At 42.0% G+C, this 24,639-nt stretch carries 22 protein-coding genes and 2 other annotated features (1 of these 24 only partly in view); of the genes, 18 read left to right on the top strand and 4 right to left on the bottom strand.

Annotated elements, in window-relative coordinates; all coding sequences use genetic code 11:
• Window positions 1-42, top strand: a binding site (T-box leader) (it extends 178 nt beyond the left edge of the window).
• 289 nt (window positions 43-331) lie between these two features.
• The 4 genes from leuS (at window position 332) to FZC78_RS02275 (ending at window position 4,826) form a co-directional block, all read left to right on the top strand.
• Window positions 332-2,746: a leucine--tRNA ligase gene (gene leuS / locus FZC78_RS02290; RefSeq protein ID WP_148938067.1), complete on the top strand. Its 2,415-nt coding sequence runs from the start codon at window positions 332-334 to the stop codon at window positions 2,744-2,746.
• A 76-nt stretch (window positions 2,747-2,822) separates the two neighbouring features.
• On the top strand, window positions 2,823-3,164 hold the full coding sequence (locus tag FZC78_RS02285) for a rhodanese-like domain-containing protein (RefSeq protein ID WP_148938066.1): 342 nt from the start codon (window positions 2,823-2,825) through the stop codon (window positions 3,162-3,164).
• Between the two features lie 377 nt (window positions 3,165-3,541).
• On the top strand, window positions 3,542-4,072 hold the full coding sequence (locus tag FZC78_RS02280; RefSeq protein WP_148938065.1) for a sigma-70 family RNA polymerase sigma factor: 531 nt from the start codon (window positions 3,542-3,544) through the stop codon (window positions 4,070-4,072).
• Window positions 4,065-4,826, top strand: a complete 762-nt coding sequence (locus FZC78_RS02275; protein ID WP_148938064.1) for a hypothetical protein — start codon at window positions 4,065-4,067, stop codon at window positions 4,824-4,826. Before FZC78_RS02280 ends, FZC78_RS02275 begins: the two co-directional genes overlap by 8 nt.
• Before the next feature lie 48 nt (window positions 4,827-4,874).
• Here the strand turns inward: FZC78_RS02275 and proS are convergent, their stop codons facing one another.
• On the bottom strand, window positions 4,875-6,305 hold the full coding sequence (gene proS / locus FZC78_RS02270) for a proline--tRNA ligase (RefSeq protein ID WP_148938063.1): 1,431 nt from the start codon (window positions 6,303-6,305) through the stop codon (window positions 4,875-4,877).
• 242 nt (window positions 6,306-6,547) lie between these two features.
• Window positions 6,548-6,748 (bottom strand) — a binding site (T-box leader).
• A gap of 1,229 nt (window positions 6,749-7,977) precedes the next feature.
• Between proS and FZC78_RS02265 the strand changes: the two genes are divergently transcribed.
• The gene (locus tag FZC78_RS02265) at window positions 7,978-8,163 is read left to right on the top strand and encodes a sporulation protein Cse60 (RefSeq protein ID WP_148938062.1); all 186 of its coding nucleotides are present in this window, start codon (window positions 7,978-7,980) and stop codon (window positions 8,161-8,163) included.
• Window positions 8,164-8,674: 511 nt separating this feature from the next.
• Here FZC78_RS02265 and FZC78_RS02260 read toward each other — a convergent pair.
• Complete coding sequence (locus FZC78_RS02260; RefSeq protein WP_148938061.1) at window positions 8,675-9,955, bottom strand: NAD(P)/FAD-dependent oxidoreductase; 1,281 nt, start codon at window positions 9,953-9,955, stop codon at window positions 8,675-8,677.
• A gap of 153 nt (window positions 9,956-10,108) precedes the next feature.
• Between FZC78_RS02260 and FZC78_RS02255 the strand changes: the two genes are divergently transcribed.
• The gene (locus FZC78_RS02255; RefSeq protein ID WP_148938060.1) at window positions 10,109-11,731 is read left to right on the top strand and encodes a putative polysaccharide biosynthesis protein; all 1,623 of its coding nucleotides are present in this window, start codon (window positions 10,109-10,111) and stop codon (window positions 11,729-11,731) included.
• Between the two features lie 392 nt (window positions 11,732-12,123).
• On the opposite strand, the gene FZC78_RS02245 is transcribed toward FZC78_RS02255, so the two are convergent.
• Complete coding sequence (locus FZC78_RS02245; protein ID WP_148938059.1) at window positions 12,124-12,345, bottom strand: hypothetical protein; 222 nt, start codon at window positions 12,343-12,345, stop codon at window positions 12,124-12,126.
• Between the two features lie 295 nt (window positions 12,346-12,640).
• On the opposite strand from FZC78_RS02245, the gene FZC78_RS02240 reads away from it, so the two are divergent.
• Window positions 12,641-13,360, top strand: a complete 720-nt coding sequence (locus FZC78_RS02240) for a pseudouridine synthase (protein ID WP_148938058.1) — start codon at window positions 12,641-12,643, stop codon at window positions 13,358-13,360.
• 92 nt (window positions 13,361-13,452) lie between these two features.
• Here the strand turns inward: FZC78_RS02240 and FZC78_RS02235 are convergent, their stop codons facing one another.
• The gene (locus tag FZC78_RS02235; protein WP_113927180.1) at window positions 13,453-13,674 is read right to left on the bottom strand and encodes a DeoR family transcriptional regulator; all 222 of its coding nucleotides are present in this window, start codon (window positions 13,672-13,674) and stop codon (window positions 13,453-13,455) included.
• A 300-nt stretch (window positions 13,675-13,974) separates the two neighbouring features.
• On the opposite strand from FZC78_RS02235, the gene FZC78_RS02230 reads away from it, so the two are divergent.
• From FZC78_RS02230 to FZC78_RS02175, 11 genes are all read left to right on the top strand, one after another.
• Entirely contained in the window at window positions 13,975-14,685 is a 711-nt protein-coding gene (locus tag FZC78_RS02230) for an ABC transporter ATP-binding protein (protein WP_148938057.1), read from the top strand.
• Window positions 14,645-15,835, top strand: a complete 1,191-nt coding sequence (locus FZC78_RS02225; protein WP_148938056.1) for an ABC transporter permease — start codon at window positions 14,645-14,647, stop codon at window positions 15,833-15,835. The genes FZC78_RS02230 and FZC78_RS02225 overlap by 41 nt, the downstream gene beginning before the upstream one ends.
• A 139-nt stretch (window positions 15,836-15,974) precedes the next feature.
• The gene (pepV, locus tag FZC78_RS02220) at window positions 15,975-17,387 is read left to right on the top strand and encodes a dipeptidase PepV (protein ID WP_148938055.1); all 1,413 of its coding nucleotides are present in this window, start codon (window positions 15,975-15,977) and stop codon (window positions 17,385-17,387) included.
• 21 nt (window positions 17,388-17,408) lie between these two features.
• On the top strand, window positions 17,409-18,260 hold the full coding sequence (gene dat / locus FZC78_RS02215; RefSeq protein ID WP_148938054.1) for a D-amino-acid transaminase: 852 nt from the start codon (window positions 17,409-17,411) through the stop codon (window positions 18,258-18,260).
• A 507-nt stretch (window positions 18,261-18,767) separates the two neighbouring features.
• Window positions 18,768-19,274: a sigma-70 family RNA polymerase sigma factor gene (locus tag FZC78_RS02210; RefSeq protein ID WP_252183472.1), complete on the top strand. Its 507-nt coding sequence runs from the start codon at window positions 18,768-18,770 to the stop codon at window positions 19,272-19,274.
• On the top strand, window positions 19,267-20,241 hold the full coding sequence (locus tag FZC78_RS02205) for a hypothetical protein (protein ID WP_148938052.1): 975 nt from the start codon (window positions 19,267-19,269) through the stop codon (window positions 20,239-20,241). Before FZC78_RS02210 ends, FZC78_RS02205 begins: the two co-directional genes overlap by 8 nt.
• Before the next feature lie 117 nt (window positions 20,242-20,358).
• On the top strand, window positions 20,359-21,210 hold the full coding sequence (locus FZC78_RS02200; RefSeq protein ID WP_148938051.1) for an ABC transporter permease subunit: 852 nt from the start codon (window positions 20,359-20,361) through the stop codon (window positions 21,208-21,210).
• A complete protein-coding gene (locus FZC78_RS02195; protein ID WP_148938050.1) occupies window positions 21,207-22,202 on the top strand; it encodes an ABC transporter permease in 996 nt (331 codons plus the stop codon). The genes FZC78_RS02200 and FZC78_RS02195 overlap by 4 nt, the downstream gene beginning before the upstream one ends.
• 20 nt (window positions 22,203-22,222) lie before the next feature.
• Window positions 22,223-22,609 (top strand): hypothetical protein, encoded by a 387-nt coding sequence (locus FZC78_RS02190; RefSeq protein WP_148938049.1) that lies wholly within the window; start codon window positions 22,223-22,225, stop codon window positions 22,607-22,609.
• A 330-nt stretch (window positions 22,610-22,939) separates the two neighbouring features.
• Window positions 22,940-23,533: a YdcF family protein gene (locus tag FZC78_RS02180; RefSeq protein ID WP_187444766.1), complete on the top strand. Its 594-nt coding sequence runs from the start codon at window positions 22,940-22,942 to the stop codon at window positions 23,531-23,533.
• 77 nt (window positions 23,534-23,610) lie between these two features.
• A complete protein-coding gene (locus tag FZC78_RS02175; protein WP_148938133.1) occupies window positions 23,611-24,384 on the top strand; it encodes a nucleotidyltransferase domain-containing protein in 774 nt (257 codons plus the stop codon).
• The last annotated feature ends 255 nt before the right edge of the window (window positions 24,385-24,639 follow it).

The following is a 24,639-nucleotide window of genomic DNA, read 5'->3' as shown; positions in this document are numbered from 1 at the left end:
GGTGGTACCGCGGGAGTTTATCAAAGACCTCTCGTCCCAATTATTATTTATTAATAATTGGGGCGGGAGTTTTTTTGTTTTTTAATGGTTTTAAAGGGTTATGCTTTTCAGTATAAAAATGGGTTTTTCTACAGAGTTGATTGGAGCGGAAGGATGAGCGACCTCCTGCGGGAGCAGCGGGCAGGTGAGACCCCACAGGCAAAGCCGAGGATGCTCACCGACCGCCCTGAGGAGTCGAGCATCCTGTAGCGGAAATCAACGAACCCTTTTAGGAAAAGCAAAGTGATTGAAACAGTAATTTATTTTTTATCAAAAAAGGAGGTTCCCCACAATGAGCTTTAACCACAAAGACATCGAACAAAAGTGGCAGCATTATTGGGAAGAACAAAAAACATTCAAAACTGAAACCGAAAAGGATAAACCGAAATTCTATGCACTGGATATGTTTCCGTATCCATCAGGTGCCGGCCTCCACGTAGGGCACCCGGAAGGATACACGGCGACAGATATCCTTTCCCGCATGAAGAGAATGCAGGGATACAATGTCCTTCATCCGATGGGCTGGGATGCATTCGGCCTGCCGGCAGAGCAGTATGCGCTTGATACTGGTAACGACCCGGCAGAATTCACTGAGAAGAACATCAACACATTCCGCCGCCAAATCAAGGCTCTTGGATTTTCTTATGATTGGGACCGCGAAGTCAATACAACGGATCCTCATTACTATAAATGGACACAGTGGATTTTTACAAAGCTTTATGAAAAAGATCTTGCTTATGTCGATGAAGTTGCCGTTAACTGGTGCCCTGCACTTGGAACGGTTCTGGCAAACGAAGAAGTCATTGATGGGAAGAGTGAGCGCGGCGGACATCCAGTAGAGCGCCGTCCGATGAGGCAGTGGATGCTGAAAATCACGGCTTATGCAGACCGCCTTCTTGAAGACCTTGAAGAGGTTGACTGGCCGGAGAGCATTAAAGACATGCAGCGAAACTGGATCGGCCGTTCTGAAGGAGCGGAAGTCAACTTTGCCATTGCTGGCACTGATAAGAAGTTCACTGCATTCACAACCCGCCCCGACACCCTTTTCGGTGCAACGTATGCCGTGCTGGCTCCTGAACATGGGCTGGTGGACGAAATCACAACGAGCGAGCAAAAAGAAGCGGTTGCTGCTTATATTGATAAAGTGAAAACGAAGAGTGACCTTGAGCGTACAGACCTTGCAAAAGATAAATCAGGCGTTTTCACTGGCGCCTATGCGATCAACCCGATCAACGGCGAGAAAATGCCGATCTGGATTGCCGACTATGTATTGATGAGTTACGGAACAGGCGCGATCATGGCGGTTCCAGCGCATGATGAAAGAGATTATGAATTTGCGAAAAAATTCGAGCTTCCTATCAAAGAAGTTGTAGCCGGCGGAAATGTGGACGAAGAAGCGTACACAGGCGACGGTGAGCATGTCAATTCTGATTTCCTTAATGGTCTTGGAAAAGAAGAGGGAATCACAAAAGCAATCGAGTGGCTTGAAAAAGAAGGTGTCGGTGAGAAGAAAACGACTTACCGCTTGAGAGATTGGCTGTTCAGCCGCCAGCGTTATTGGGGCGAGCCGATTCCGGTCATCCACTGGGAGGACGGCACGACAACGACAGTTCCTGTTGAAGATCTGCCGCTGACACTACCTAAAACGACGGAAATCAAGCCTTCGGGAACTGGTGAATCACCTCTTGCCAATATCAGCGAGTGGGTCAATGTCACAGACCCTGAAACAGGGAAAAAAGGACGCCGTGAAACGAATACCATGCCGCAATGGGCGGGAAGCTGCTGGTATTACCTTCGCTACATCGATCCTTATAATGAGGAGGCACTTGCGAGTGAAGAGAACCTGAACCACTGGCTGCCGGTCGACATGTACATCGGCGGAGCAGAGCATGCTGTGCTCCACTTGCTGTATGCACGTTTCTGGCACAAATTCCTTTACGATATCGGCGTAGTGCCAACAAAAGAGCCATTCCAAAAGCTGTTCAACCAAGGGATGATCCTCGGGGAAAACAACGAAAAGATGAGTAAATCCAAAGGAAACGTCGTGAATCCAGATGAGATTGTTTCCTCTCATGGTGCCGATACTCTTCGTATGTACGAAATGTTCATGGGACCTCTGGAAGCTTCAATCGCTTGGAGTGAAAACGGATTGGACGGTTCCCGCAGATTCCTTGATCGTGTATGGAGACTTCTAGTAGACGAAAATGGAAGCATCAGCGAAAAAGTCAAAGACGAAACGAACAAAGATCTCGAAAAGAGCTACCACCAGACCGTGAAAAAAGTGACAGAAGACTTCGAAGGACTTCGTTTCAACACAGGAATTTCCCAGTTGATGGTCTTCATCAACGACGCTTACAAAGCAGACGTACTTCCAAAAGAGTACATTGAAGGCTTCGTTAAAATGCTTGCACCTGTTACTCCGCATCTTGCCGAAGAACTGTGGAGCAAGCTTGCCCATGAAGGAACATTAGCTTATGCAGAGTGGCCTTCATATGATGAGTCAAAGCTTGTCAGCAACGAAATCGAAATTGTGTTCCAGGTGAATGGAAAAGTTCGTGCCAAACTGACTGTCCCACGCGACATCAGTAGAGATGAACTTCAGGAAATTGCCCTTCAAGATGGAAAGGTTCAGGAGTTTATCGAAGGCAAGACTGTACGCAAGGTGATTGCTGTTCCTGGCAAACTTGTTAACATCGTAGCAAACTAATTAATCCCGGCCGGCGCTTTTGGTGCCGGCCTTCTTATTTTTCCCGTGCATAGAGCTCTGATATAATGAAAAAATAATGAAGAAAGGTGGGTACATATTGAGCTATAAAACAATCACAACAGATGAATTGAAGAAAATGCTGGATGAGGGAGCGAATCTTGATCTTGTCGACGTTCGTGAAGACGAAGAAGTAGAAGAGGGCATGATCCCAAAAGCAAAACACATCAAAATGGGAGATATTCCAGAATCTCTTGATCAGTTCGATAAGGACAAAGAGTACATCCTCATCTGCCGTTCCGGCAACCGCAGCGGCAAAGTCAGCCAGTTCATGCATGACCGCGGCTTCAAAGTCGTCAACATGGAAGGCGGCATGCTCGAGTGGGAAGGCGAAACACAGCCAAAGGACAAATGCGTTTAAGTTAGTTGGAAGCACGCTCTCGAGCGTGCTTTTTTTGTTTTGCTTGGGGCAGGGGCTTGTGGTGAGGAACATAAGGTGCGGAATGTTCGTGTCGAAATTTGTCGCTTGGTCGATAAATCTGGATTTACGCCGATAAAAGTCGTGAAAACGCCGATAAATCCAAAATTACGCCGATAAAAGTTAAAAAGCGCCGATAAGTTAAAGCGGTTCGCCGATAAACTTTCCAGAACTAGCAGATTTTAGTCCTTTAACGCGCTAAGAGGGACAGTCACTCTCAGCACTTTAAAGGGGTAAAGTGAAGTTTTTCAAAAGAAAATGGGACTTTTCACAAGCGGCAATCGTCTGTTAAGTGAAAATACGATTTATGGTGGTGTGATATGACAAAGAGTGCTGAACAGGGTGCAGGAAAAGAGCGATCAATCAGAGACCTCGTCACCGAATACGGCGAGGATGTTAAGAGGCTGATTTACTCATACGTGAAAAGCTGGAGTGCGGCAGAGGACTTGGTACAGGAAGTATTCATCACTGTTTTTCAAAAGATGGATACCTTGGAAAAGGAAAACTCAGCAAAAGCATGGATTCTATCTATTGCGGCCAATAAAGCGAAGGATTATCTCCGAAGCTGGCATTATAAGAAGCTATTGTTAACGAATACTTTCTCCTCAAATTCAAAAACAGAGAGCCCCGAACACTACTTGCTGAAACAGCAGCAGAAAACAGAGTTGAGTGAAGCAGTATTTGCTCTTCCGGTGAAATACAGGGAAGTCATCATATTTTTCTATTATCAAGAGTTAAAAATTGAAGAAATATCAGAAATACTTGAAATGAATTCTTCTACGATCAGAACCAGATTATCCCGTGCCCGTGACCTTTTGAACCAAAAGCTTGGAGGCGATCTCTATGAATAATAAGCGAATTCATGATGCAATTCACAATCATATCGGAGAAGGACGGGTTTTTTCTAAAGAAGAGGAAAAGGAACTGCTCACCAAGATAGAGGACAATCACACTCTCCTGCCAAAGAGAAGATGGTTTCCCGAGTTAGTAGGCTGGGGTCTCGCAGGTGCGGCGGTTCTACTGGTACTTGGCATAATAGGCAGCCAGACTGGAATCCTGCCATTTTCGGCAGACAGGCAGCCTGATAGATTGGATACTTCTCTTTTGAAAGAAAGTGTAAGTGAAAGCACTGGGCCTGATGGGTTGTCTGATGAGCAGAGGGAAGAAATAGAAAGCAGGCAGCCCAAACTTTATAATGCAGATTCAGTTGAGGATGCTCTAAATGCGTTGCCATTCCAATTGACACTGCCGGAAAACCTTCCTTTTGAAGCAGAGTTTATCGTGGATGGAATCTATGACTGGCATTTCCAATCGAATTCAGATGGGAAAGATATTTCAGTGGAATTTAGGGCAGCCAATGGCGTTGAGGTCATTTTTGTTGAAGCCTTTGATTTTGATAAGGAGTTTATAGGACAGGGAAATCAGTCTCTTGAGCAAGTAGAACTCAAAAAAGGAGTATCAGGCGAATTAAATATAGGAGAAGATGGGGGAACAATGAAATTTGAGAATAAAGAAGGTATTGATATCAACATCTACATTTCAAATTCTGAAAAATATGATACGCGTGAAGTGTTGATAGACCTTGCTGACCAGATGATTAAGTGAATTGAGAAAAAGGATGCCCCTTATCAAAAACGGGCATCCTTTTTCTATTTAATAAGCTCTAGCCCAATAAACAAGCTGGTTCGCTTCCTTGCCGCAGCATACACAATCATTTGAAACTTTCTCTTCTTCAAACGGTATGCAGCGTGAGGTTGCACCAGTTTCTTCTTTGATTTTGTCTTCACAAACCTGGTCACCACACCACATGGCTTTGATGAATCCTTTGTTGGAATCCAATTTTTCCGCAAATTCTTCAAAGTTCAAGGCAATGCTTGTTTTTTCCTCTCGGTGTTTAAGAGCTTTTTCAAACAGGCTGTTCTGTACGTCATCGAGCAGATCGGCGATTTTGCTTTCCAGCTCATCAAGGCTGACCGTCACTTTTTCCCCAGTATCTCGGCGTGCAATGACGACTTGGTTATTTTCAATATCCCGAGGGCCGACCTCCAGACGAAGAGGAATTCCTTTCATTTCATATTCATTAAACTTCCAGCCAGGCTTTTTATCACTGGCATCGATACCTACCCGAACGGTACCTGCTAATCTGTCTTTCAGGTTGTAGGCAAAGTCCAATACGCCTTCCTTGTGCTGGGCAATTGGCACGATCATCAATTGAGTCGGAGCAGCTTTTGGCGGAATGACAAGGCCGCGGTCATCACCATGGACCATGATCATCGCTCCAATAATTCGGGTAGTGAATCCCCATGACGTTTGCTGCACATATTGAAGATTGCCTTCACGGTCGGAGAACTGGATGCCGAATGCTTTGGCAAACCCGTCACCTAGATGGTGGGAGGTCCCGGACTGCAATGCTTTTCCATCGTGCATCAGGCTTTCGATGGTATAAGTGTATTTGGCTCCTGCGAACTTTTCTTTTTCTGTTTTTTGTCCTTTGATGACAGGGATGGCGAGAATGTTCTCACAAAGCTCCGCATATACCTCAAGCATTTTTACTGTTTCATCATGAGCGTCTTCATCTGTTTCATGGCATGTATGGCCCTCTTGCCAAAGAAATTCAAGAGTGCGCAGGAACGGTCTCGTTGTTTTTTCCCACCTTACAACGTTTGCCCATTGATTATATAGCTTTGGAAGGTCACGGTATGAATGGATGATGTTTTTATAGTGCTCGCCGAACAGGACTTCTGATGTCGGGCGGACACAGAGACGTTCCTGAAGTTCTTCTTCACCGCCGTGCGTGACCCAGGCGACTTCTGGAGCGAACCCTTCAATGTGATCTTTCTCTCGCTGCAGAAGGCTTTCCGGTATGAAAAGAGGCATGTAAACATTCTCGTGCCCGGTTTCTTTTATTCTTTTATCGAGTGCATCTTTGATATTTTCCCAAAGAGCATAGCCGTAGGGGCGGATGATCATTGACCCCCGGACACTGGAATAATCGATCAATTCAGCTTTTGTGACTACATCGGTATACCACTGAGCAAAATCTTCATCCATGCCAGTGATGTTCTTTACAAACTCTTTTCCCATTCCTTGCACCTCCATATTTTTTAAAGATTGTTTCGCATATAATGTTGCTTTCGGAAAAATCCCGAAAGCCGGATTTTTCCCCTGATACTAAGAGTTTCCTCTCTAAACAGAGGTTGCAGCTCTTTTCTTTCTTGTTTACGAAGATATTTCTGGGGAATCATGCCGTTATTTTCCGAAATCCATATTAACTAGCAATAAAGTTTTCGAAAAGAGCCTTATAAAAACAAAAAAAGCCCTGCGATGTCAGGGACCAGAAAAACTGGCGGTACCACCCTGATTCAAAGCAAAGCTTTACTCTCATATCATGATAACGGTTTGAACCGCTGTATGCGCTACAGAACTCAAAGGCAGGTTCGGATGGAAGCCAATGGGAACCTTGCAGCCGGGAGCTCCCTCTCTTTCAATGACTGGATCATCCTACTGATCCTTCTCAATGTTTCATTATTTTTAAGTATTATATTTTCCTTGGATGGAAAAGTCAATTTATTTTTGGAGTTATTTTTTGGGTACAGGAGTTTCTGGTTTGGTGTGAATCGTGAACTTGGTGAGTCGGTTTGAATACATGAGATTCAGGTTTAGGTTCAACTTGTGTACCCAGCGTGTGTCTGTGGATACATGAGTTTGTGGTTTAGGTGCAACTCGTGTACCCAGCGAGCTGTTGTGGATACAAGAGTTCCTGGTTTTGATGCAACTCGTGTACCCAGCGAGCTGTTGTAGATACATGAGTTCCTGATTTTAATGCAACTCATGTACCCATCGAGCCGTTGTGGATACATGAGTTCCTGGTTTTGATGCAACACATGTCCCCAGTGAGCCGACGTGGATACATGAGTTGCTGGTTTTGATACATCTCGTGTACCCAGCGTGTGTCTGTGGGTACATGAGTACCTAGTATTGGAGCAACTCATGTACCTAGCGAGACCATGTGGATACATGGGTTTCAGGTTTTGATGCAACTCATGTACCCATCGAGCCGTTGTGGATACAAGAGTTCCTGGTTTGTGTGCAACTCGTGTACCCAGCGAGTCGGTGTGGATACATGAGTTACGGGTTTAGCTGCAACTCGTGTACCCATCGAGCCTATGTGGATACATGAGTTACGGGTTTAGCTGCAACTCGTGTAGCCAGCGAGTCGTTGTGGATACATGAATTCCTGGTTAGTGTGCAACTCATGTACCTAGCGAGACCATGTGGATACATGAGTTCCTGGTTAGTGTGCAACTCATGTACCCATCGAGCCGTTGTGGATACATGAGCTCCTGGTTTTGATGCAACGCATGTACCCAGCGAGTCGATGTGGATACATGAGTTACGGGTTTAGCTGCAACTCGTGTACCCGGCGAGCCGTTGTGGACACATGAGTTACGGGTTTAGGTGCAACTCGTGTACCTATCGAGCTGTTGTGTATACATGAGTTCCTAGTTTTGATGCAACTCGTGTACCCAACGAGCTGTTGTAGATACATGAGTTTCGGGTTTTGATGCAACTCATGTACCCGGCGAGTCGTTGTGGATACATGAGTTCTAGGTTTAGGTGCAACTCGTGTACCCATCGAGCCCAGGTAGATACATGCCATTCAGCATTATGATGTACTTAAACTGATAGACACATGACTGAAAATTAGAAAAAATGTCTAAAATGCTAATAAATATGTGAAAAGGGAGAAATGATCATGATCCAGGTAAAAGTATTCGATTATGAGCATGAAAAGGATTTGGAAAAGGATATGAATAAGTTTTTGAAGTCGGTGGATGAAGACAGCATTGTCGATATCAAATATCATGTGGCGGCGATGCCGGAAGAAGTGGATGATGAGCAAATCTACTGTTTTTCCGCGATGATTGTTTATAAAAAGTGATTTATGGGGTTACCCACGGTGGAAATTCGGTTTATGTCACCTGAAAGAGACGAAGTTAGGCGCTCATTGTATGGGTTAGGTGGCTATGCGAGCGGTGTATGCAAGAATACGAGCGGGTTATGCACTTTTATGAGCGGAGTATGCAGATATACGATCGCATTATGCACAAATACGAGCGGGAAATCCAAAATATGAGCGCACTCCCCATCTCCGATCCAAACGCTCCGTTCCCTCTCCAACCGACGAAGTGGCTATGCGAGCGGGATATGCAAGTATACGAGCGGGTTATTCACTTTTGCGAGCGGAGTATGCACATATACGATCGCTTTATTCATAAATACGAGCGGAAAACCCAAAATACGAGCGGCCTGCCCAAATTCCGCTTTATCCCTTTAAAGCGCGAAGAGGGACTGTCCCTGGTCGTGCTTTAAAGGGATAAAGTTTAACAAAAAAACACCGGCTCCTTCTCCAACCGAAAGGGAAGGAGAGGGAGCCGGCATTTTCACCGCAATTATTTCGAAACTTCCAACGCGCTTAAAGCCGCATTGACACCGGCGAGCCTCCCAGTTACAAGAGCGGAGGTGATGTTGTATCCTCCTGTGTAACCGTGGATGTCGAGGACTTCGCCGCAGAAGAACAGGCCGTCCATTTTTTTCGAGGCCATTGTCTTTGGCTGAATTTCTTTAACGGACACGCCGCCTCCTGTTACGAAGGCTTTGTCAATGGAAAGGGTTCCATTGACTGTGAAGGTGAACCCTTTTGCCAGGCGGGCCAATTCGCGGATTTTCTCACCTGAAAGAGTGATGCCCTGCTGGCTGGGATCGATTTCGGCACGCTCGAGCAGGAACAAGAGGTAACGTTCAGGCATCAGGCCTTTAAGGATGTTTTTCACCGCTTTTTTCTCTTCTTCTTTTTTGATAAGAGAGTTCAGTTCCTGAAATAATACTTCTTCATTCTTATCAGGAAAGCTGTCGATATGCATGGTCACATGGGTCAGGTTCCATTTCTTCATTGCTTTGACGACATATTGGCTGCAGCGAAGGACGGCTGGGCCGGAAATGCCGATATGGGTGAAGATCATGTCCATTTTATGGGTGACCAACGCTTTTCCTTTTGGGTTGAGGACGCTGAGTGCCACATCACGAAGAGATAATCCTTGAAGTTCACGTTCCTTGATGAAGGGTTCATCTGAGGTTAGCGGCACTTCTGTCGGAAATAAATCTGTGATCGTGTGCCCGGCATCTTCTGCCCAGGCGTAGCCGTCACCTGTAGAGCCTGTGTGGGGAACGGATTTCCCTCCTACTGCGATGATGACGGAACCGGCAGCGAAGCTTTCACCGGATTGCAATGTAACACCTGCAGCCCGGCCGCCCACATAATTCACTTTTTTAACAGGCGAGTTCGTCCGTTTTTCGACGCCAAGCTCATTCATTCTGTTTAAAAGAGCGTCTACAACGGATTGGGCCTTGTTGGAAACAGGGAACATTCTGCCATGGTCTTCTTCTTTCAGTTCAATGCCCAGTTTTTCAAAAAAGGCAATGATATCTTCATTATTGAACTCGGAAAAGGCGCTGTAGAGGAAGCGGCCGTTTCCAGGGATATGCTTGATGATTTCCTCAATTGGGAGCCTGTTTGTCACATTGCAGCGGCCTCCGCCTGAGATGGCAAGCTTTCTGCCGAGCTTGTTTCCTTTATCAATCAGGAGGACTTTCCCGCCGTTTTCTCCTGCGGCGATGGATGCCATCAAACCTGATGGGCCTCCTCCAATTACGATTACATCATATTTTTTCATTCATTCCACCATCTTTCACGCTGTCACTGCTAATTTTAAAGCTATTTGCCATAGATTTCAAACCCTGCTCCGATTGCTTTCTAGTTGTGTTTCATAAGTCTGAATAGTAAACTACCTATAGTGTGAAATTAGAAGTTTCGGAAGGGAATTTTTATGTCATCGACTTTAATTAGAGGTACGTTTATTTTAACGCTCGGCGTATTTATTTCAAAGTTTCTCGGTCTTTTTTTTGTTATACCGTTTTACGCTTTACTGGGTAATGAGGTTGAACCGACTTCACTCTATTCCTATGGATATGTCCCTTACACGATCTTTTTGACGATTGCGACGGCGGGAGTACCGCTGGCAGTGTCAAAATTCATCTCTAAATATAATTCTATGCAGGAGTATCATGTTGGAAGAAAGCTGTTTAAATCAGGTCTCGTTTTAATGACCCTTACCGGTATTGTTTCATTCCTGATCATGTATGCATTCGCTCCTTTCTTTGCCGAAATAACTATCCCAAGTGATGAGCAGGTTATCACGGTTGAACAGGTGACCACCGTCATCAGGGCAGTCAGCTTCGCTTTGATCATCATCCCGTTTATGAGTTTGATCAGGGGGTTCTTTCAAGGACACAATTCTATGGGGCCGACGGCTGTTTCACAGGTAATTGAACAGATTGTCCGGATCGTCTTCCTCCTGGTCGGTGTCTATGTTGTCCTTTATGTGATCAAAGGAGACATGACAACCGCCATCAGCGTTGCGACTTTTGGTGCGTTTGTCGGGGGAGCTGCCAGTCTCGCCTCTCTGATTTGGTACTGGTTCAAGCGAAAGCCCCGCTTTGATAAAATGCTGGAAGATGATAAAGGAACCGTGGACATTTCCTTGGTGGAAATTTATAAAGAAATCATAGCCTATTCGATTCCTTTTATTTTCGTCGGCATTGCAAACCCGCTGTTTCAACTGGTCGACCAGGTGACTTTTAACAGGGCAATGGGCGCCATCGGAAATTCGGATATAGCGGATACAGCTTTCGGGGTTTTGAACTTTGCCGCGCATAAGCTTGTCATCATTCCTGTTTCATTGGCTACGGCATTTTCTATGTCATTGCTGCCATTGATTACTTCTGCTTATACTAAAAATGAATATGGCAAGATGAACCGCCAGCTCGATCAAACTTTTCAGATTCTGTTATTTTTAACAATACCAGCTGCACTTGGGATTTCCCTGCTGGCTGAGCCGACCTATACGTTGTTCTACAGCCACAGTGATCTGGGGACAGAAGTGTTGAGAACCTACGCACCCGTAGCGATTTTGTTTGCACTGTTTGCTGTTACGGCAGCGATTCTTCAAGGCATCGACAAACAAAAATATACGATACTCAGCTTGCTTGTTGGTTTGCTCGTAAAACTCATACTTAATATCCCATTGATCAAATTGATGGAAACTCAGGGAGCGATCCTTGCCACGACTCTTGGCTATCTGGCAGCGACTGTCATTAACCTTATTGTCATTAAAATTTATGGAAATTATGAATACAATACCGTCTTCAGACGGACGCTGCTGATTATCATGTTTAACGCAGTGATGGCGGCGGCTGTCATTGTGCTGTATGTAATCCTGGCTAACTTCCTGGATCCTTCGGCAAAAATGCAGGCCATTGCGCTCGTAGCGATTTGCGGAGGAGCCGGTGCGCTCATCTATTTCTATCTCAGCTTCAGATCACGTCTTGCAGACAGGCTGTTCGGCGAAAGGGCGGCTAAGGTCAGAAGGAAGCTGCGGATGGGGCAGTAGATAAGCAGTGTCTGCCCGAATGATTTATCACTCATCGAACATGATATAAAAGTGGGGATTGAAAATTCATCTGATTATGATTCAGAGAAAGCTATGTGATATAGAAGAGCAAAAAAATAGATTGTTTTTTATGTTAGTATTTCTGCATTTCCATTTATGGAGAGGGCCGAGAGCTGAAGGCGGTGAAGACGTGCGCTGGAAATAGTGGTCAATCTAGTTCCAGCACCCAGCCCCTCGGGGTCAAATAACCTCAAGAGAATAAAAGGGAAAATCACCTTTTTTTCTCTTGAGAACATTTGCCTGTCGGGGCTGCCCAGGGCGCTTCACTTTTTAAATAAAAGAGGCGGTTCTATAAATATCCGCCTCTTCGTTTTTATTTATATTCATCCGTATTAATAACCCAGCTGCCTTTGAATCCTCTCTACCTGCCGCTCCAAACGGTCAACCCTGCGGTCCAGGCGCTGATATTGCCTTTCGAGACGGTCCAGCCGGTTTTCAAAAGAACCGGCTCCTCCGCCGTAGCTTCCATCATAGCCTCCGCCATAACCGGGAGTCTGGGGAAATTGAGGCAGGGGAAGGAACAAACCGCCCAGTCCTTGCTGTCTAGGATACATACATGCACACCTCGCATTATTTATGGCTCTTTTCGTAAAATTTGTTGCTATTTGATGCCAATTCTGAAAAAACAACCATAGTTCAGGGGAATAACCTGGTAAACATGAAAAGAAAAGAGCTTCTCTCCCAGTTTTGAGAAAGACCCTTAGTATCCGGGGGAAAATCCGGCTCTTGGGATTTTTCCGAAAAGCAACAATGTATGCGAAAACAGCTTTATTTTTATATTCACTACAGCCTATGCGAACCCAGCGTAAGGGTATAGGCCAACACCTACAGAATGGGAAGTGACAAAACTTGAGAATCGATAAATTGTTATCCAATATGGGATACGGAAGCAGAAAAGAAGTGAAAAAACATTTAAAAGGCGGAGGCACGATCGTTAACGGCGAAGTGGTCAAAGATGCAAAGTTCCAGGTTGATCCGGAAAAAGATACGGTCACCGTCCATGGTGAAGAGGTTGTTTATAAAGAGTTTGTCTATCTTATGATGAACAAGCCGCCGGGTGTTTTGTCTGCCACAGAGGATGCTGAAGGAGAAACGGTCATTGATCTTCTTGAGATGGAGGACCAAATTTTCAATCCGTTTCCTGTTGGAAGACTTGATAAAGACACAGAAGGCTTATTGCTGATCACCAATGATGGACAGCTTTCGCATCAGCTGCTCTCACCGAAAAAGCATGTTCCGAAAACGTACTTTGCCGTCATTGATGGAGAAGTGACCGAAGAAGATGTAACTGCTTTTGCCAAAGGAGTCACGCTGGATGATGGATACGAAACAAAACCGGGTGAACTTGAAATCATCTCTTCCGGGCTCCGGTCAGAAATACAATTAACGATCACTGAAGGAAAATTCCATCAGGTGAAAAGGATGTTTGAAGCAGTGGGCAAGAGGGTCATTTATCTGAAAAGGATGTCGATGGGACCTCTGCCGTTGGATGAAACACTGGAGCTGGGTGAATACCGGGAACTCACGGAAGAAGAAGTCGAAGAATTGAAGAATTTTAAGATAGAATAAGAAAAGAGCTGATGCGGTCTGCATCAGCTCTTTTTGTTCGTATTCATTTTAATGTTCATCTCAAGTGTTGATGTTCCAGCTAACCTATGTAGCTAGGAGGTCATTTTAACCTTCTTTTCCGTCGTTGTCCATTGGCCTCGGCCTGGACTTTCTACCAAGTCGTTGTAAGCCAATACATTCAGATCTCGTTGAATGGTGCGCGGAGTAATGCAAAACTCATCTACCAGGTCCTGTGTGGTCACAGTGCCATTCTTCTTAATAAAAATGTAGATCGATTTAATTCGAGTCAGCATACGATTTGTTGAAGGTTTCAAAAAACCACTCCCTCATCTTTTTTCCCAAAGGCAAAGCCTGCATATCAGCTTATAGAGATTCTACTCATCAAGGAAAATATTCCGTTTGAGACAGCTCCTTTTCATTTGGTTTTTCATAGATGCTGGAATACTTCTATTGTACCCCTCTTCACATTAGAATTCTAGAATAATGTCTAAATTTACAAAAAATTAAATCTTGAAGAAGGGTTGTTCCTTATAGTATATGTATACCCGTCTGAAAAATTAAAAAAACAGAACTTTTTTTTCGGTAATCCGTATGTAACTAGTGGAGGGGAACTAATGACTATTTTAAAAGTAGATATAGAGCAGGGTGGATATGAAGCTGGAAAGTCTTTAATACATAATGTAGCATTTTCAATTTCTTCTGGTAGTATTCTGGGGATGATCGGTTCCAATGGGGCCGGAAAAAGTACGACTATTAAAGGGATGCTGGGGCTGCTGCCGTTCATGGAAGGCGAAACGGATATTGCTGAGGATGTCACATATTCGTATATTCCTGAAAGGCCGATATACTATGATGAACTGACTCTTTGGGAGCACATTGATTTTGTTGGAAGTGTGGAGAAAATTCCGCAGAACATTTACAAACAGAGAGGCGAAGAACTTCTTAAGAAATACAGGCTGTTTGACCACGCGCATCAGTTTCCTTCGACTTTTTCAAAAGGAATGCAGCAAAAAGGCATGATTGTGCTGGCATTATTGACAGAACCGCAGCTTCTGATCATTGATGAACCGTTCATCGGACTTGATCCCAACGCAACCCAATTGATGCTGAGATCTCTGGAAGAAGAGAGAAGCAGAGGTGCGGGAATCTTGATGTGTACGCATGTTCTCGACACAGCTCAAAGGATTTGCGATGAATTTGTCGTTATAGACCAAGGGACGATGCTTGCTTCGGGACCTCTAGAGAAAGTGTTGAAGGAATGCGGAGCAGAGGGAGGAAGCCTCTATGATTGCATCCCCGATGAAGAGAGGGAAGGCAGTGAATAGTTTCCAGCTTTTCTCTCGCAGGTACCGAGATGGATTTCTATTTCAATATAAGGCTATCAAATCCGTCGCAGACTGGACCGTTATGCTCTATTTGATCATTCCATCACTGGTGATCAGCACGATGATTTACAGGTCGTGGTGGATAGAGATTCCCGATTGGGTGGAACAGATTCCATTCGAATTGTTCTATCTGATTCCATTTTTGTACATTCTTACAGGATACTTCAGAACGTGCCTGCTGGAAGCGGACCAGGTGTTTCTGGTAAAACATCAAAGATTGGTCCTCGGTTTAAAAAAGTGGGGGATATTCAGTTCTTATAGTGGCTCATTCTTGTTAACCGCTGCAGTCGGGGGACTCCTGGCCCCTTTTTGGCTGAACCATTATGCCTTCAGTTTCTTTTCTTTTGTGGTTTATATTGTTTTTCTGTTGAGTTCAAAATGGAGCCATATGGCCGTAAAAGGAGTGCTGGCAGGCAGAAAGAAAGATTGGAAGAGGACGGGACTATTCTTAGTGGCTATCGGTGTTCAGCTGCAATTGTGGGGGACTGCCTACTGGCTTATTGCTGCCGGTTTCGATGTCATCCTGCTGCTGGTCAGTGTTGGGTTGGTCGTTCTTTCCCTGATTTTGAATCGAAAGAGAATCTTCAGTAAAAATTCAATGAAAAGAAATCTCCACATCGAAGGAATTTTAAAGGTGAAATGGATTTCACTCATCTTTATGTTCTCGCAGCATGTGGAAAAACAACCGGTTTCTTCAGAACGAAGCAAGCCGCGGCTTTTCCGGAAATCTCAGCGCCTATTCAAGAGACAGACTCCAACCTTAGGATACCTTGAGTTATTCACCAAGGTATTGATCCGGAACTTCACCTATAGTGCGACTTATACTCAGTCCATCGGAGTCCTTTCCTTTTCACAGATTGTACTTCCGGCGTTATGGCTGAAGCTTGGCGCAGCAGCTCTGGTGGCGCTGTCCATTCTTGCGTGGAACGAATGGATCTGGGAGAAGCTGGTCATCAAGCACCCGATTGGAAGCAAATATAGTGTGAAAGCTGAGTTCATAAAAGTCCAAAGCATAACCAGAACTCTGGCGTTTATTCCATATTTTGCCGTCCTGGCCATTTCGATGCTGCGTTATTTTGGTGTTTTTTAATAGAAAGTCCCCTCCCACCCAGCGATGTCATACAACCTGAGTGGCAATTTACAATCTAATAAATTGTGATCATTTGCATGAAGGCTCAGAACGTATAGAATAGAGAGTAGTCAACCCATTTTGGAAAAGGAGATTGCTTATGAATATTAACTGGATGGAAGAAGTAGAGAAACGTAAAAGTGACTTATTAGGAGACCTGCAGAAGTTCCTGCAGATTAAAAGTATCCTTAATGAAGAGAATACGACAGATGAAGCGCCTCTTGGGGAAGGGGTAAAGGAAGCTCTTACATATTTATTAAACCTTGGTGAAAAAGATGGTTTTGCAGCTAAGAATGTTGATCATCTGGCAGGGCATCTTGAATTCGGTCAAGGAGACGAATTGCTCGGCATCCTTTGTCATGTTGATGTTGTTCCTGAAGGAGATGGATGGAGTGTCGATCCGTTCGGAGGCGAAATCAAAGATGGCAAAATCTTTGCCAGGGGAGCGATGGATGATAAAGGACCGACGATTGCAGCTTACTATGCGATGAAGATCGTCAAGGAACTGGGTATTCCGCTCGATAAACGTGTCCGGATGATCATCGGAACAGATGAAGAAAGTGACTGGCGCTGTGTTGACCACTATTTTAAGGTGGAAGAAATGCCGACAATGGGATTCGCGCCTGATGCGGATTTCCCGATCATTTATGCTGAAAAAGGAATTGCGGATTATGACTTGGTTTCAAAGGTTCCTGGAAGCGGAGAAGACGCTGGCTTGCGCGTACTTCAGTTTGAATCAGGCAGACGCTACAATATGGTTCCTGATTTTGCTAAGGCCAGGATTTCAGTCTCAACAGACCACTCCAGGCTGGTGCAGGCCTACCATTCCTTTTTGAAAGAGCAAGATCTGCAAGGAAAGTACTACATGGAAAATGGCGATCTTTACCTTGAACTTGAAGGAATTTCTGCCCACGGAATGGAACCGGACAACGGAAAGAATGCCGGGCTGATTTTGGCTTGCTTCTTAAGTGACAGTGAGGTAGATTCCGCGTCCAAGGAATACTTTAGCTTTGTCAAAAATCATTTCCATGGTGATTCAAGAGGCAGGAGCTTCGGAATCAATTATGAGGATGATATCACTGGCCCGCTGACTATCAACGTCGGCAAACTGCGTTTTGATCATGAAAGCGGCGGATCACTCGGATTGAATATGAGATACCCTGTTACCTTTGAAATGAAGGAAGCCAGAGAGACATTGGAAGCACATGTGAATAAGCACGGCTTCTCTATTGAAAACTTCTCTGATTCGGAGCCGCACCATGTGGATCAGGATCATGTTTTAATAAAAACCCTGCAAAAGGTTTACGAAGAGCAAACGGGTGATAAAGGGGAACTATTAAGCATCGGAGGCGGAACCTACGCCAGGTCATTGGAATCAGGTGTGGCCTTTGGTCCGTTATTCCCGGGAAGAGCGGATGTGGCTCACCAGAAAGATGAGCACATGTTTGTCGAAGACATCCTGAAAGCAACGGCAATTTATGCACAGGCGATTGCAGAGCTCGCAAAAAAATAGTTTCTAAGGGGAGAGAAGACATTGGATTATGTAATATTGGATGGCCAGATTCTAGATAGAAACAAAGCAAAAGTCGACATTGAAGACAGAGGATATCAATTCGGAGACGGTATCTATGAAGTGATCCGTGTCTACAACTCAACTTTTTTTACAGCTGATGAGCACCTTACACGCTTATTTCAAAGTGCTGAAAAGATCGGCATGACCCTTCCATACACGTTGGAAGAACTGAAGAACCTCCTAGCATCATTGGTCAAACGCAACAATATTAACGATGGAACGATTTATCTTCAGTTTTCCCGCGGTGTGGCAGCAAGGCAGCATCACTACCCAGAAAAAGATGTGAAGCCAGCTTTTACTGCCTACACAAAAGAAATCGAAAGACCGAAAGACAAGTTGGAAAAAGGCGTGCACGCAAAACTGGTGGAAGACGTCCGCTGGCTGAGATGTGACATCAAAAGCCTTAATCTCCTGGGGAACATCATGGCAAAGCAGGAAGCGGCTGAAGCAGGCTGCTTTGAAGCCATCCTCCACAGGGGCTCAACCGTCACAGAAGGATCATCATCCAACATGTTCATCGTAAAAGACGGAATCATCAAAACGCACCCTGCAACAAACCTGATTCTAAACGGAATCACCCGCAGAGTGATCATGGACATCTGTAAAGAGCAAAACATCACTATCAAAGAAGAGGAATTCAGCATTGATGAGCTTCTCGCCGCCGACGAAATCTTCCTCGCCAGCACCACTTCAGAAGTGATGCCGATTGTGAAAGTAGTCGGAGAAAGCTTCAAAACCGAAGAGCCGGGAGACATAACTAGAAAACTGCAGGCAGGTTTTGAAGAGAGAATTGTTCAGCAGTGTGGGGAATAAGGAATACAAAGGAACAGCCTTTTTATAGGGCTGTTTTTTTTGTTTTCTTGGAAAGAGTTGTTCCGTTAAAGGGCCATTTAACGGAAGATGGAATTTGGGATATTATTGTAAATAACGGTATTAGTAAAATAAATAAACTAAAAAGGCATGGTAATTAGTAGTTTTAATTATCATGCCTTTTTAGTACTCCTTATAAAATATATTTTCACAAATTTTTTTATGAAATTAACGTTGTTATAACTATCAGTTAAATAATCATTTTGGTAAATATGGATTAACGGTCAAAAAAATTAAAACGAAATGCCAGATCGATACGGTTTAATTTGGTTCCTTTTTTCCGGCTAAAGGGATTAAATCTTGTCGTAATTAATATATTTGAAATTTAATTAAGAAAGTCATTTCAAAAAAAAATAAAAAACTTAAAAATATTTAAGCCAAATAATAAACTATGTTGTCTAATGTATACAAAGAAATAAAGAGGAAGGGGGAACCGAAATTATTAGTTTAGTGAAGAAAGCTCAGAAGGGTAATGAAAAAGCCTTCCTAAAGCTTTTAGAAATATATAAAGCAGACATATACAAAATTGCATACGTTTATGTAAAAAATGAAGATGATGCACTAGATGTGGCTCAAGAAGTCGCTTATAGGGCTTTTAAAAATATTCAAAGTTTAAATAATCCACAGTTTTTTAAAACATGGATTATTAAAATCGCCATTACTTGTTCAATCAATTTTCTTAAAAAAAGGAAAAGATTACTTCAGTTAGTGCCACAACATGAAGAATATATAGGTCTTGAAGAAGAAGATATACCTCTTTCTTTATCTCTTCAAGAACTATTAGATGAATTGGAGGAAGAAGAAAAGAGCCTTGTCATATTAAAGTTTTATGAAGGCTATACATTTCGAGAAATAGCTGATCTGCTAAACATCCCATTAGGAACAGCGAAATCCGTATTGTATCGAGCATTAGGAAAACTGAGAAAACAAGCAAAGGAGGTTGATTTTTATGACTAATAGAGTTAGAGAAGAGATGGATAAGATTAAAGTTCCCGACGAATTAGAGACCCGGTTCCAACTTGGTGTTCGAGAAGCAAAGATTGAACGTAATCCAAAAATGAAAGGCAATAGATTGTTTAGCCGTTTGAATAAGGTGACTAGAGTAGCTGTGGTTGCCTTAGGGATTGTACTGACTGCTGGTATTTATACTTACGCTACAGATCATCAGTTGATATACTTCTTGAACTCTTCCAATGGAGAGAAGGTAATTGAATTCGATAAGGATGATATAAATCATAACACCTCGAACTCTGGATACGTTAAAAACTTTGAAGAGCTGGTAAAGGAACATTATACAAAGAAATTAGAGCCTGGCGAAGTGGCAGCTTTTTATAGTGTAAAAGAAGTTAAACAAAGTACAGCAGAAACCCCACCACAATTGTACTATGTGGACGCACCCTACATTTATACCGATTTTAGTCAATACAAAGAAGCAATTGAACACTCTTATCTGCCAGATAAAGAACTGCCTAACCATTATTCCTTTGCAAAAGGAGTGATCCGAAACTGGTATGAACCCTTTTCTGCCTATGAAAAAGCGAAGCTACTAGCAAAAGCCAAAAACTCGGAGGAGGAAATAGTAGAAGAAATCTTCAAAACCCAAGAAGAACAACTTTCGGTCAGTACAAGTTATTCAAATGGGACTAGCGAAATAGTTGTAAATAGTTTTTTAATGAAGATGCAAATTGATGAATATCGGTTTTCTAATGATACTACATTAGAATCTGTAATGATTCACGATTTAGAAGCGCTATATATACGAGAAGAAGAAACCGACATCCCGATTCAAGAGGTTAAATGGATGGTTGATAAAGATGGAAAAACCATGATGTACACAGTTTCAAGTCAGGATTTAGTTAATGTTACAAAAGATGATCTGATTACTATTTCAGAAGTGGTTTATTCACATAATAAGCCAGATTAACAAATAAGCAATCATGGATATAGGAGTCTACTTTTTGAAGATAGTAAAAGGTTTAAGGTTATTTATTTGCCTTTTATTCCTTTTTTGGACATGTAAGAAAGAAAGGGAGGTGTGTCTTTGTCCTATTTTAAAGGGGTATTAAAATTAGGATGGAGTATTTTTATTATTATCTTAATAGGTTCTATTCCTTTTTTATTCAATGGATATGGAATTGATTTCTCAAATTATATAAAAGGGGTAAACCAGTTATTAACGTCAATTGTAAACGGTGATATTTATTACCATTCCATAAACACAACACCTAGAGAACTGTTCCCTGATATTTGGTCTCCTTATTTCTTTTCCCTGAAAATGCTCATATCCGCAGTGATAGTATCAATTATTTTATCCATCGCAACTGTATACTTAGTATCTTTATTTTCGAGAGATATTAGGAGAAAAAGCAATCTTCTCTTTTTCGTAGCTGAATCAATCCCTGATATTTTTATTGTTGTTTCAATCCAGTCGCTTGTGATTTGGTTTTTCAAAAAAACAGACATCTTACTTTTTAGCGTAGCTTCTGGTTATGAAGAGCAGGCTTTTGGAATTCCTTTTCTTACTCTTTGTATCCTGCCCACTTTTTTAATTAGCAGGATTATGTTACAGCGTTTTAACGAGGAAAGAGAGAAAGAATATTATCATTTTGCAATATCAAAAGGTTTGTCAAAAAATGAAGTGATGTTAAAGCATATTCTTCCGAATACCATGCTTCATTTATTATCTCATTCAAAATATATTGTTTGGCTTATCTTATCAAATTTAGTGATGGTCGAGTACATCTTCAATATAAATGGTTTGACATCATTTATTATTCGTTTCAATTCAACCGAGGTATTTACTGTTTGTATTATCCTTATCTTCCTTCCTGTCATTCTTGGTCTGAAAATTGTTGATGCTTTAATATATCGTTGGAGAGGTGAACCCTATTGACAAAAAGATTAATAAGGAACCCTCTATTCATGATAGGGTTCTTGTTTATTGCTTCGTTAATCTTACTTAGTCTGTATCACTACATTTTTATGGATAATGAAATTCCTCAGCATGGAGTGCTATACAATTCCGAGGGAAAGGCCTTAGAAGCACCACCATTTTCACCTTCCGAAAAATTTTGGTTTGGAACAGATCGTACAGGTGATGATCTCTTTTATAAAATTATTGCTGGGGCCAAATATACGCTAGGAATAGCGTTTGGATTGGGTGTTGTAAGAATACTCCTTAGTATTATGTTTGGTTACCTTTTATACAATATGTCGCCATTTATTAAAACGGTCGTCCAAAGCGGAACCGAACCCTTTAGATATATACCTGCTACTCTGTTAGGTTTTTTTATTTTACTGCCTGTCAGCGTATCGACGGTCTTTACTGTTACCGAAAAAACAGTAATTCAGTTGTTAGTCATCGTGATGATTGGAGTGCCGATGCTTTCACAAGTTTTTAAAGACGAGTTTATTGAAATTTCATTTAAAGAGTATGTATCAGCAGCAAAGATAATGGGGGCCAGTCCAATGCATATCTTCAGAAAGCAGATGCTTCCAATTGTAAAGCCAAGGATACCAATATTGTTCATTCAGCAGGTTGTTCAAGTTTTAATCTTGCTCGCTCATCTAGGATTATTAAAAATATTTATTGGTGGAGCTGATTTTGCTGAACTATATAGCGGAGAACCGAAATATGCCTTATCTACATCAAACGAGTGGTCAGGGTTGATAGGAAGTTACTTTTATCAACTCCCCATATCACCATGGCTATTGGTATTTCCAGTTGTATTCTTTTCCCTTAGTATCCTCTCATTAAATTTTATTTTAGAAGGACTTAAAGAATCGAGAGATAAGATAGGTAAGGGAGAAGTTGAAAGAAAAGAAGTCAATCCTCCAAAGAAAGCTTTGGAAAAGAGTGATTTTACCTTTGCGCAAAAAATTTAAGTTACAAAGGAGAGGTTTCAATGAAGTTATTTAAAGTGTTAATTTTAATTACAGTAATTACATTAGCTGCGTGTAGTCAAGAGAATGAAAGCAATACAGATAAAGAGGTGACTCAAGAAGAAGTGGTGACTGTAATGGTAAACAATAAAGAAATTGCATTAAATCAGCCATTGAAAGATTGGCTTAGTTTAGAAGCAAAGGACAAAAATGAATTAGTAATTCAAGTATTCGAAGAAAAAGGCTTAGAATTTAATAAATATAGAGATTATTTCAGGGGGATAATCAAAGAGTTGGATACAGCTGCAGCAGATCCCGCAACTCAAAATATGGAGTTAAATAAGGCGCTAGACATTCAGTTTGAAAATGCCCAAATGTTTGTAAATAATCAAGAATCTTCAGAGCAATAGTTCATATAAAACTGTAAGACGAGATGCAATTCAAAAAAGATTTGACGTTTTTTGTGAAAGCTATTTATTAGAAAAAGGGAATGACAGAGATAAAAGCTTATTTGAATAATGAAGGTAAATTTATCTGTGAGAAATGTTTTGACCTCAAATAATATCGTTACACTCATTGGTTAAGGGGGGCAATAACTGAAGATCAGCTAATTTGATCCAGCTATTGCCTTCTTCCATTATTGGGCAGTTTAATCGAACAAATGATTGTTATTAAATCCGATGTGCACCCATTACAAAGTATATTATCTGTCGTTTGATAAAGAGAATGTCAGAGGAGATATGTTAAATGATAGGCTTGTATATTTTATGCTTAATACTTATATGCCTTATGTTTGGGGTTATATTATTCGTAAGCATTTTAACAAAGCGGGTTATAATCATGGTCAAAAAAGAGATGCTATGATTGTACTTGGTTATCCGGCTAAAAAGGATGGAAGAATGACTCCAATTTTACGAGAGCGAATTTATAAAGCAACAGACCTCTATCACAATGGAATTGCTGAAGTAGTTATTTGTTCGGGAGCATCTGTCGCAAATAACCATGTTGAAGCAGAAATAATGGCAAGCGCCTTAGTGGAATTAGGCGTGGATGGCAGCCAAATTATACTTGAAACAAAAGCGAGGGGCACTTATGAAAATTTGGTGAAATCGCGAGAAATTATGCACGAGAGAGGGCTGAGAAATGCGGTTATCGTTACCTCACCTTGGCATTTGCGAAAAGCTAGTTCATATGCTTATCGGCTCGGAATTGACCATACCTTGGAAAAGTCTAGAGTGCCAAAAGAATTCGTCATAGGATTTGGAATTATTTACGTTTACATATACATACAGATGTTCATCATTTATTTGCGTTTCTATAAGGGAAGACAATGAAACTTACTCCTTTAAGAAGTGTGAAAATTAAAAAGGGGGGAGATAAAATGATCTTAGAAGATAAAAGGAGACCAGATATGGTTTTGGAAAAGGTTATAAAGAAGATCAATATTCAGAGTGAGTACAAGACATTTGTAGAGGAGTATACAGCTAGCTTGCTTTCAGAGTTCGATGGGAAGATTCACAGTATTTATATGTGTGGCTCAATTCCTAAAGGTACTGCTAAGCCATTTAAGTCTGATGCAGATTTTACAATAGTATGCGAAAGACCAGAAGATATAGATGATGATAAAGTATCATGTCTGAAGGACCAGATTTTACAAAAATATCGATTAGTAACTAAGGTTGATACAGTTATTTGTTCACTGGGTGATGTAAGAAGTAAGCCCAATGAATGGGGATTTTGGATCAAGATAATCTGTGTTTGTATACATGGTACTGATATTGGCGAAGAAGTACCGCCTATTCTTATTTCACAAGAGTTCATATTAGACTTGAATTCAGACACTCGAGAGGCAGTGGATCGCGTTCGCGGCTTTCTATCTAATGCCAATGATGACACACTGAAATCTAGATACATCAAAGGTTACTCAAAGAGGTTAATTCGTGCATTATACTCTTTGGTTTTAGAGGATACAGGGGTTTGGCAAGATGACATTACTAAGATGAAGAGTGCCATATCAGATTATTGCAATATTGATTCAGCTTTAGTTGACTATCTATATTCGTGTTACCTGGATACTATTGTAGATGTTAAAGAATTTCTAAGGATTGCAGAAGAAGTATATAGTTATATTGAGAAGGCTTTAACTGCATTGGCTGCTTCCAGAACTACTCCTTCGGAAATGTAAGTTTTTCTCGTGCATACTCGCTTATTCGCAGATAATTATCGTTTCATTTGCAGCTGGATTTTTATTGGGTTTGAATAAACATAACAATTATCACGATGAACATAGATTAGAGAATAAAAAACTGGCACCAACATTAATTTTGATATTCAATAATTTCCAATCCGTTGATAAAGTATACGAAAAAGGACAAGTTTTGGGATGCTGATTATTAACTATATTATTACAAAGGGTTATTCAAGTAACCGGGGCGTTTGC

Origin of the sequence: Rossellomorea vietnamensis, assembly GCF_008180415.1 — a bacterium.
Taxonomy (GTDB): domain Bacteria; phylum Bacillota; class Bacilli; order Bacillales; family Bacillaceae_B; genus Rossellomorea; species Rossellomorea vietnamensis_C.
This window is presented reverse-complemented; position numbering and strand designations above follow the sequence as displayed.

Excerpts from the sequence above, each read along its gene's own strand:
- FZC78_RS02190 (WP_148938049.1), top strand. The coding sequence starts at position 22,223 with ATGAAGTTATTTAAAGTGTTAATTTTAATTACAGTAATTACATTAGCT.
- FZC78_RS02205 (WP_148938052.1), top strand. The coding sequence starts at position 19,267 with ATGACTAATAGAGTTAGAGAAGAGATGGATAAGATTAAAGTTCCCGAC.
- FZC78_RS02225 (WP_148938056.1), top strand. The coding sequence starts at position 14,645 with ATGATTGCATCCCCGATGAAGAGAGGGAAGGCAGTGAATAGTTTCCAG.
- FZC78_RS02245 (WP_148938059.1), bottom strand. The coding sequence starts at position 12,345 with ATGTATCCTAGACAGCAAGGACTGGGCGGTTTGTTCCTTCCCCTGCCT.
- FZC78_RS02285 (WP_148938066.1), top strand. The coding sequence starts at position 2,823 with ATGAAGAAAGGTGGGTACATATTGAGCTATAAAACAATCACAACAGAT.
- pepV (WP_148938055.1), top strand. The coding sequence starts at position 15,975 with ATGAATATTAACTGGATGGAAGAAGTAGAGAAACGTAAAAGTGACTTA.
- FZC78_RS02175 (WP_148938133.1), top strand. The coding sequence starts at position 23,611 with ATGGTTTTGGAAAAGGTTATAAAGAAGATCAATATTCAGAGTGAGTAC.
- FZC78_RS02230 (WP_148938057.1), top strand. The coding sequence starts at position 13,975 with ATGACTATTTTAAAAGTAGATATAGAGCAGGGTGGATATGAAGCTGGA.
- FZC78_RS02260 (WP_148938061.1), bottom strand. The coding sequence starts at position 9,955 with ATGAAAAAATATGATGTAATCGTAATTGGAGGAGGCCCATCAGGTTTG.
- FZC78_RS02180 (WP_187444766.1), top strand. The coding sequence starts at position 22,940 with ATGTTAAATGATAGGCTTGTATATTTTATGCTTAATACTTATATGCCT.
- FZC78_RS02280 (WP_148938065.1), top strand. The coding sequence starts at position 3,542 with ATGACAAAGAGTGCTGAACAGGGTGCAGGAAAAGAGCGATCAATCAGA.
- FZC78_RS02275 (WP_148938064.1), top strand. The coding sequence starts at position 4,065 with ATGAATAATAAGCGAATTCATGATGCAATTCACAATCATATCGGAGAA.
- FZC78_RS02265 (WP_148938062.1), top strand. The coding sequence starts at position 7,978 with ATGATCCAGGTAAAAGTATTCGATTATGAGCATGAAAAGGATTTGGAA.
- proS (WP_148938063.1), bottom strand. The coding sequence starts at position 6,305 with ATGGGAAAAGAGTTTGTAAAGAACATCACTGGCATGGATGAAGATTTT.
- FZC78_RS02255 (WP_148938060.1), top strand. The coding sequence starts at position 10,109 with ATGTCATCGACTTTAATTAGAGGTACGTTTATTTTAACGCTCGGCGTA.
- leuS (WP_148938067.1), top strand. The coding sequence starts at position 332 with ATGAGCTTTAACCACAAAGACATCGAACAAAAGTGGCAGCATTATTGG.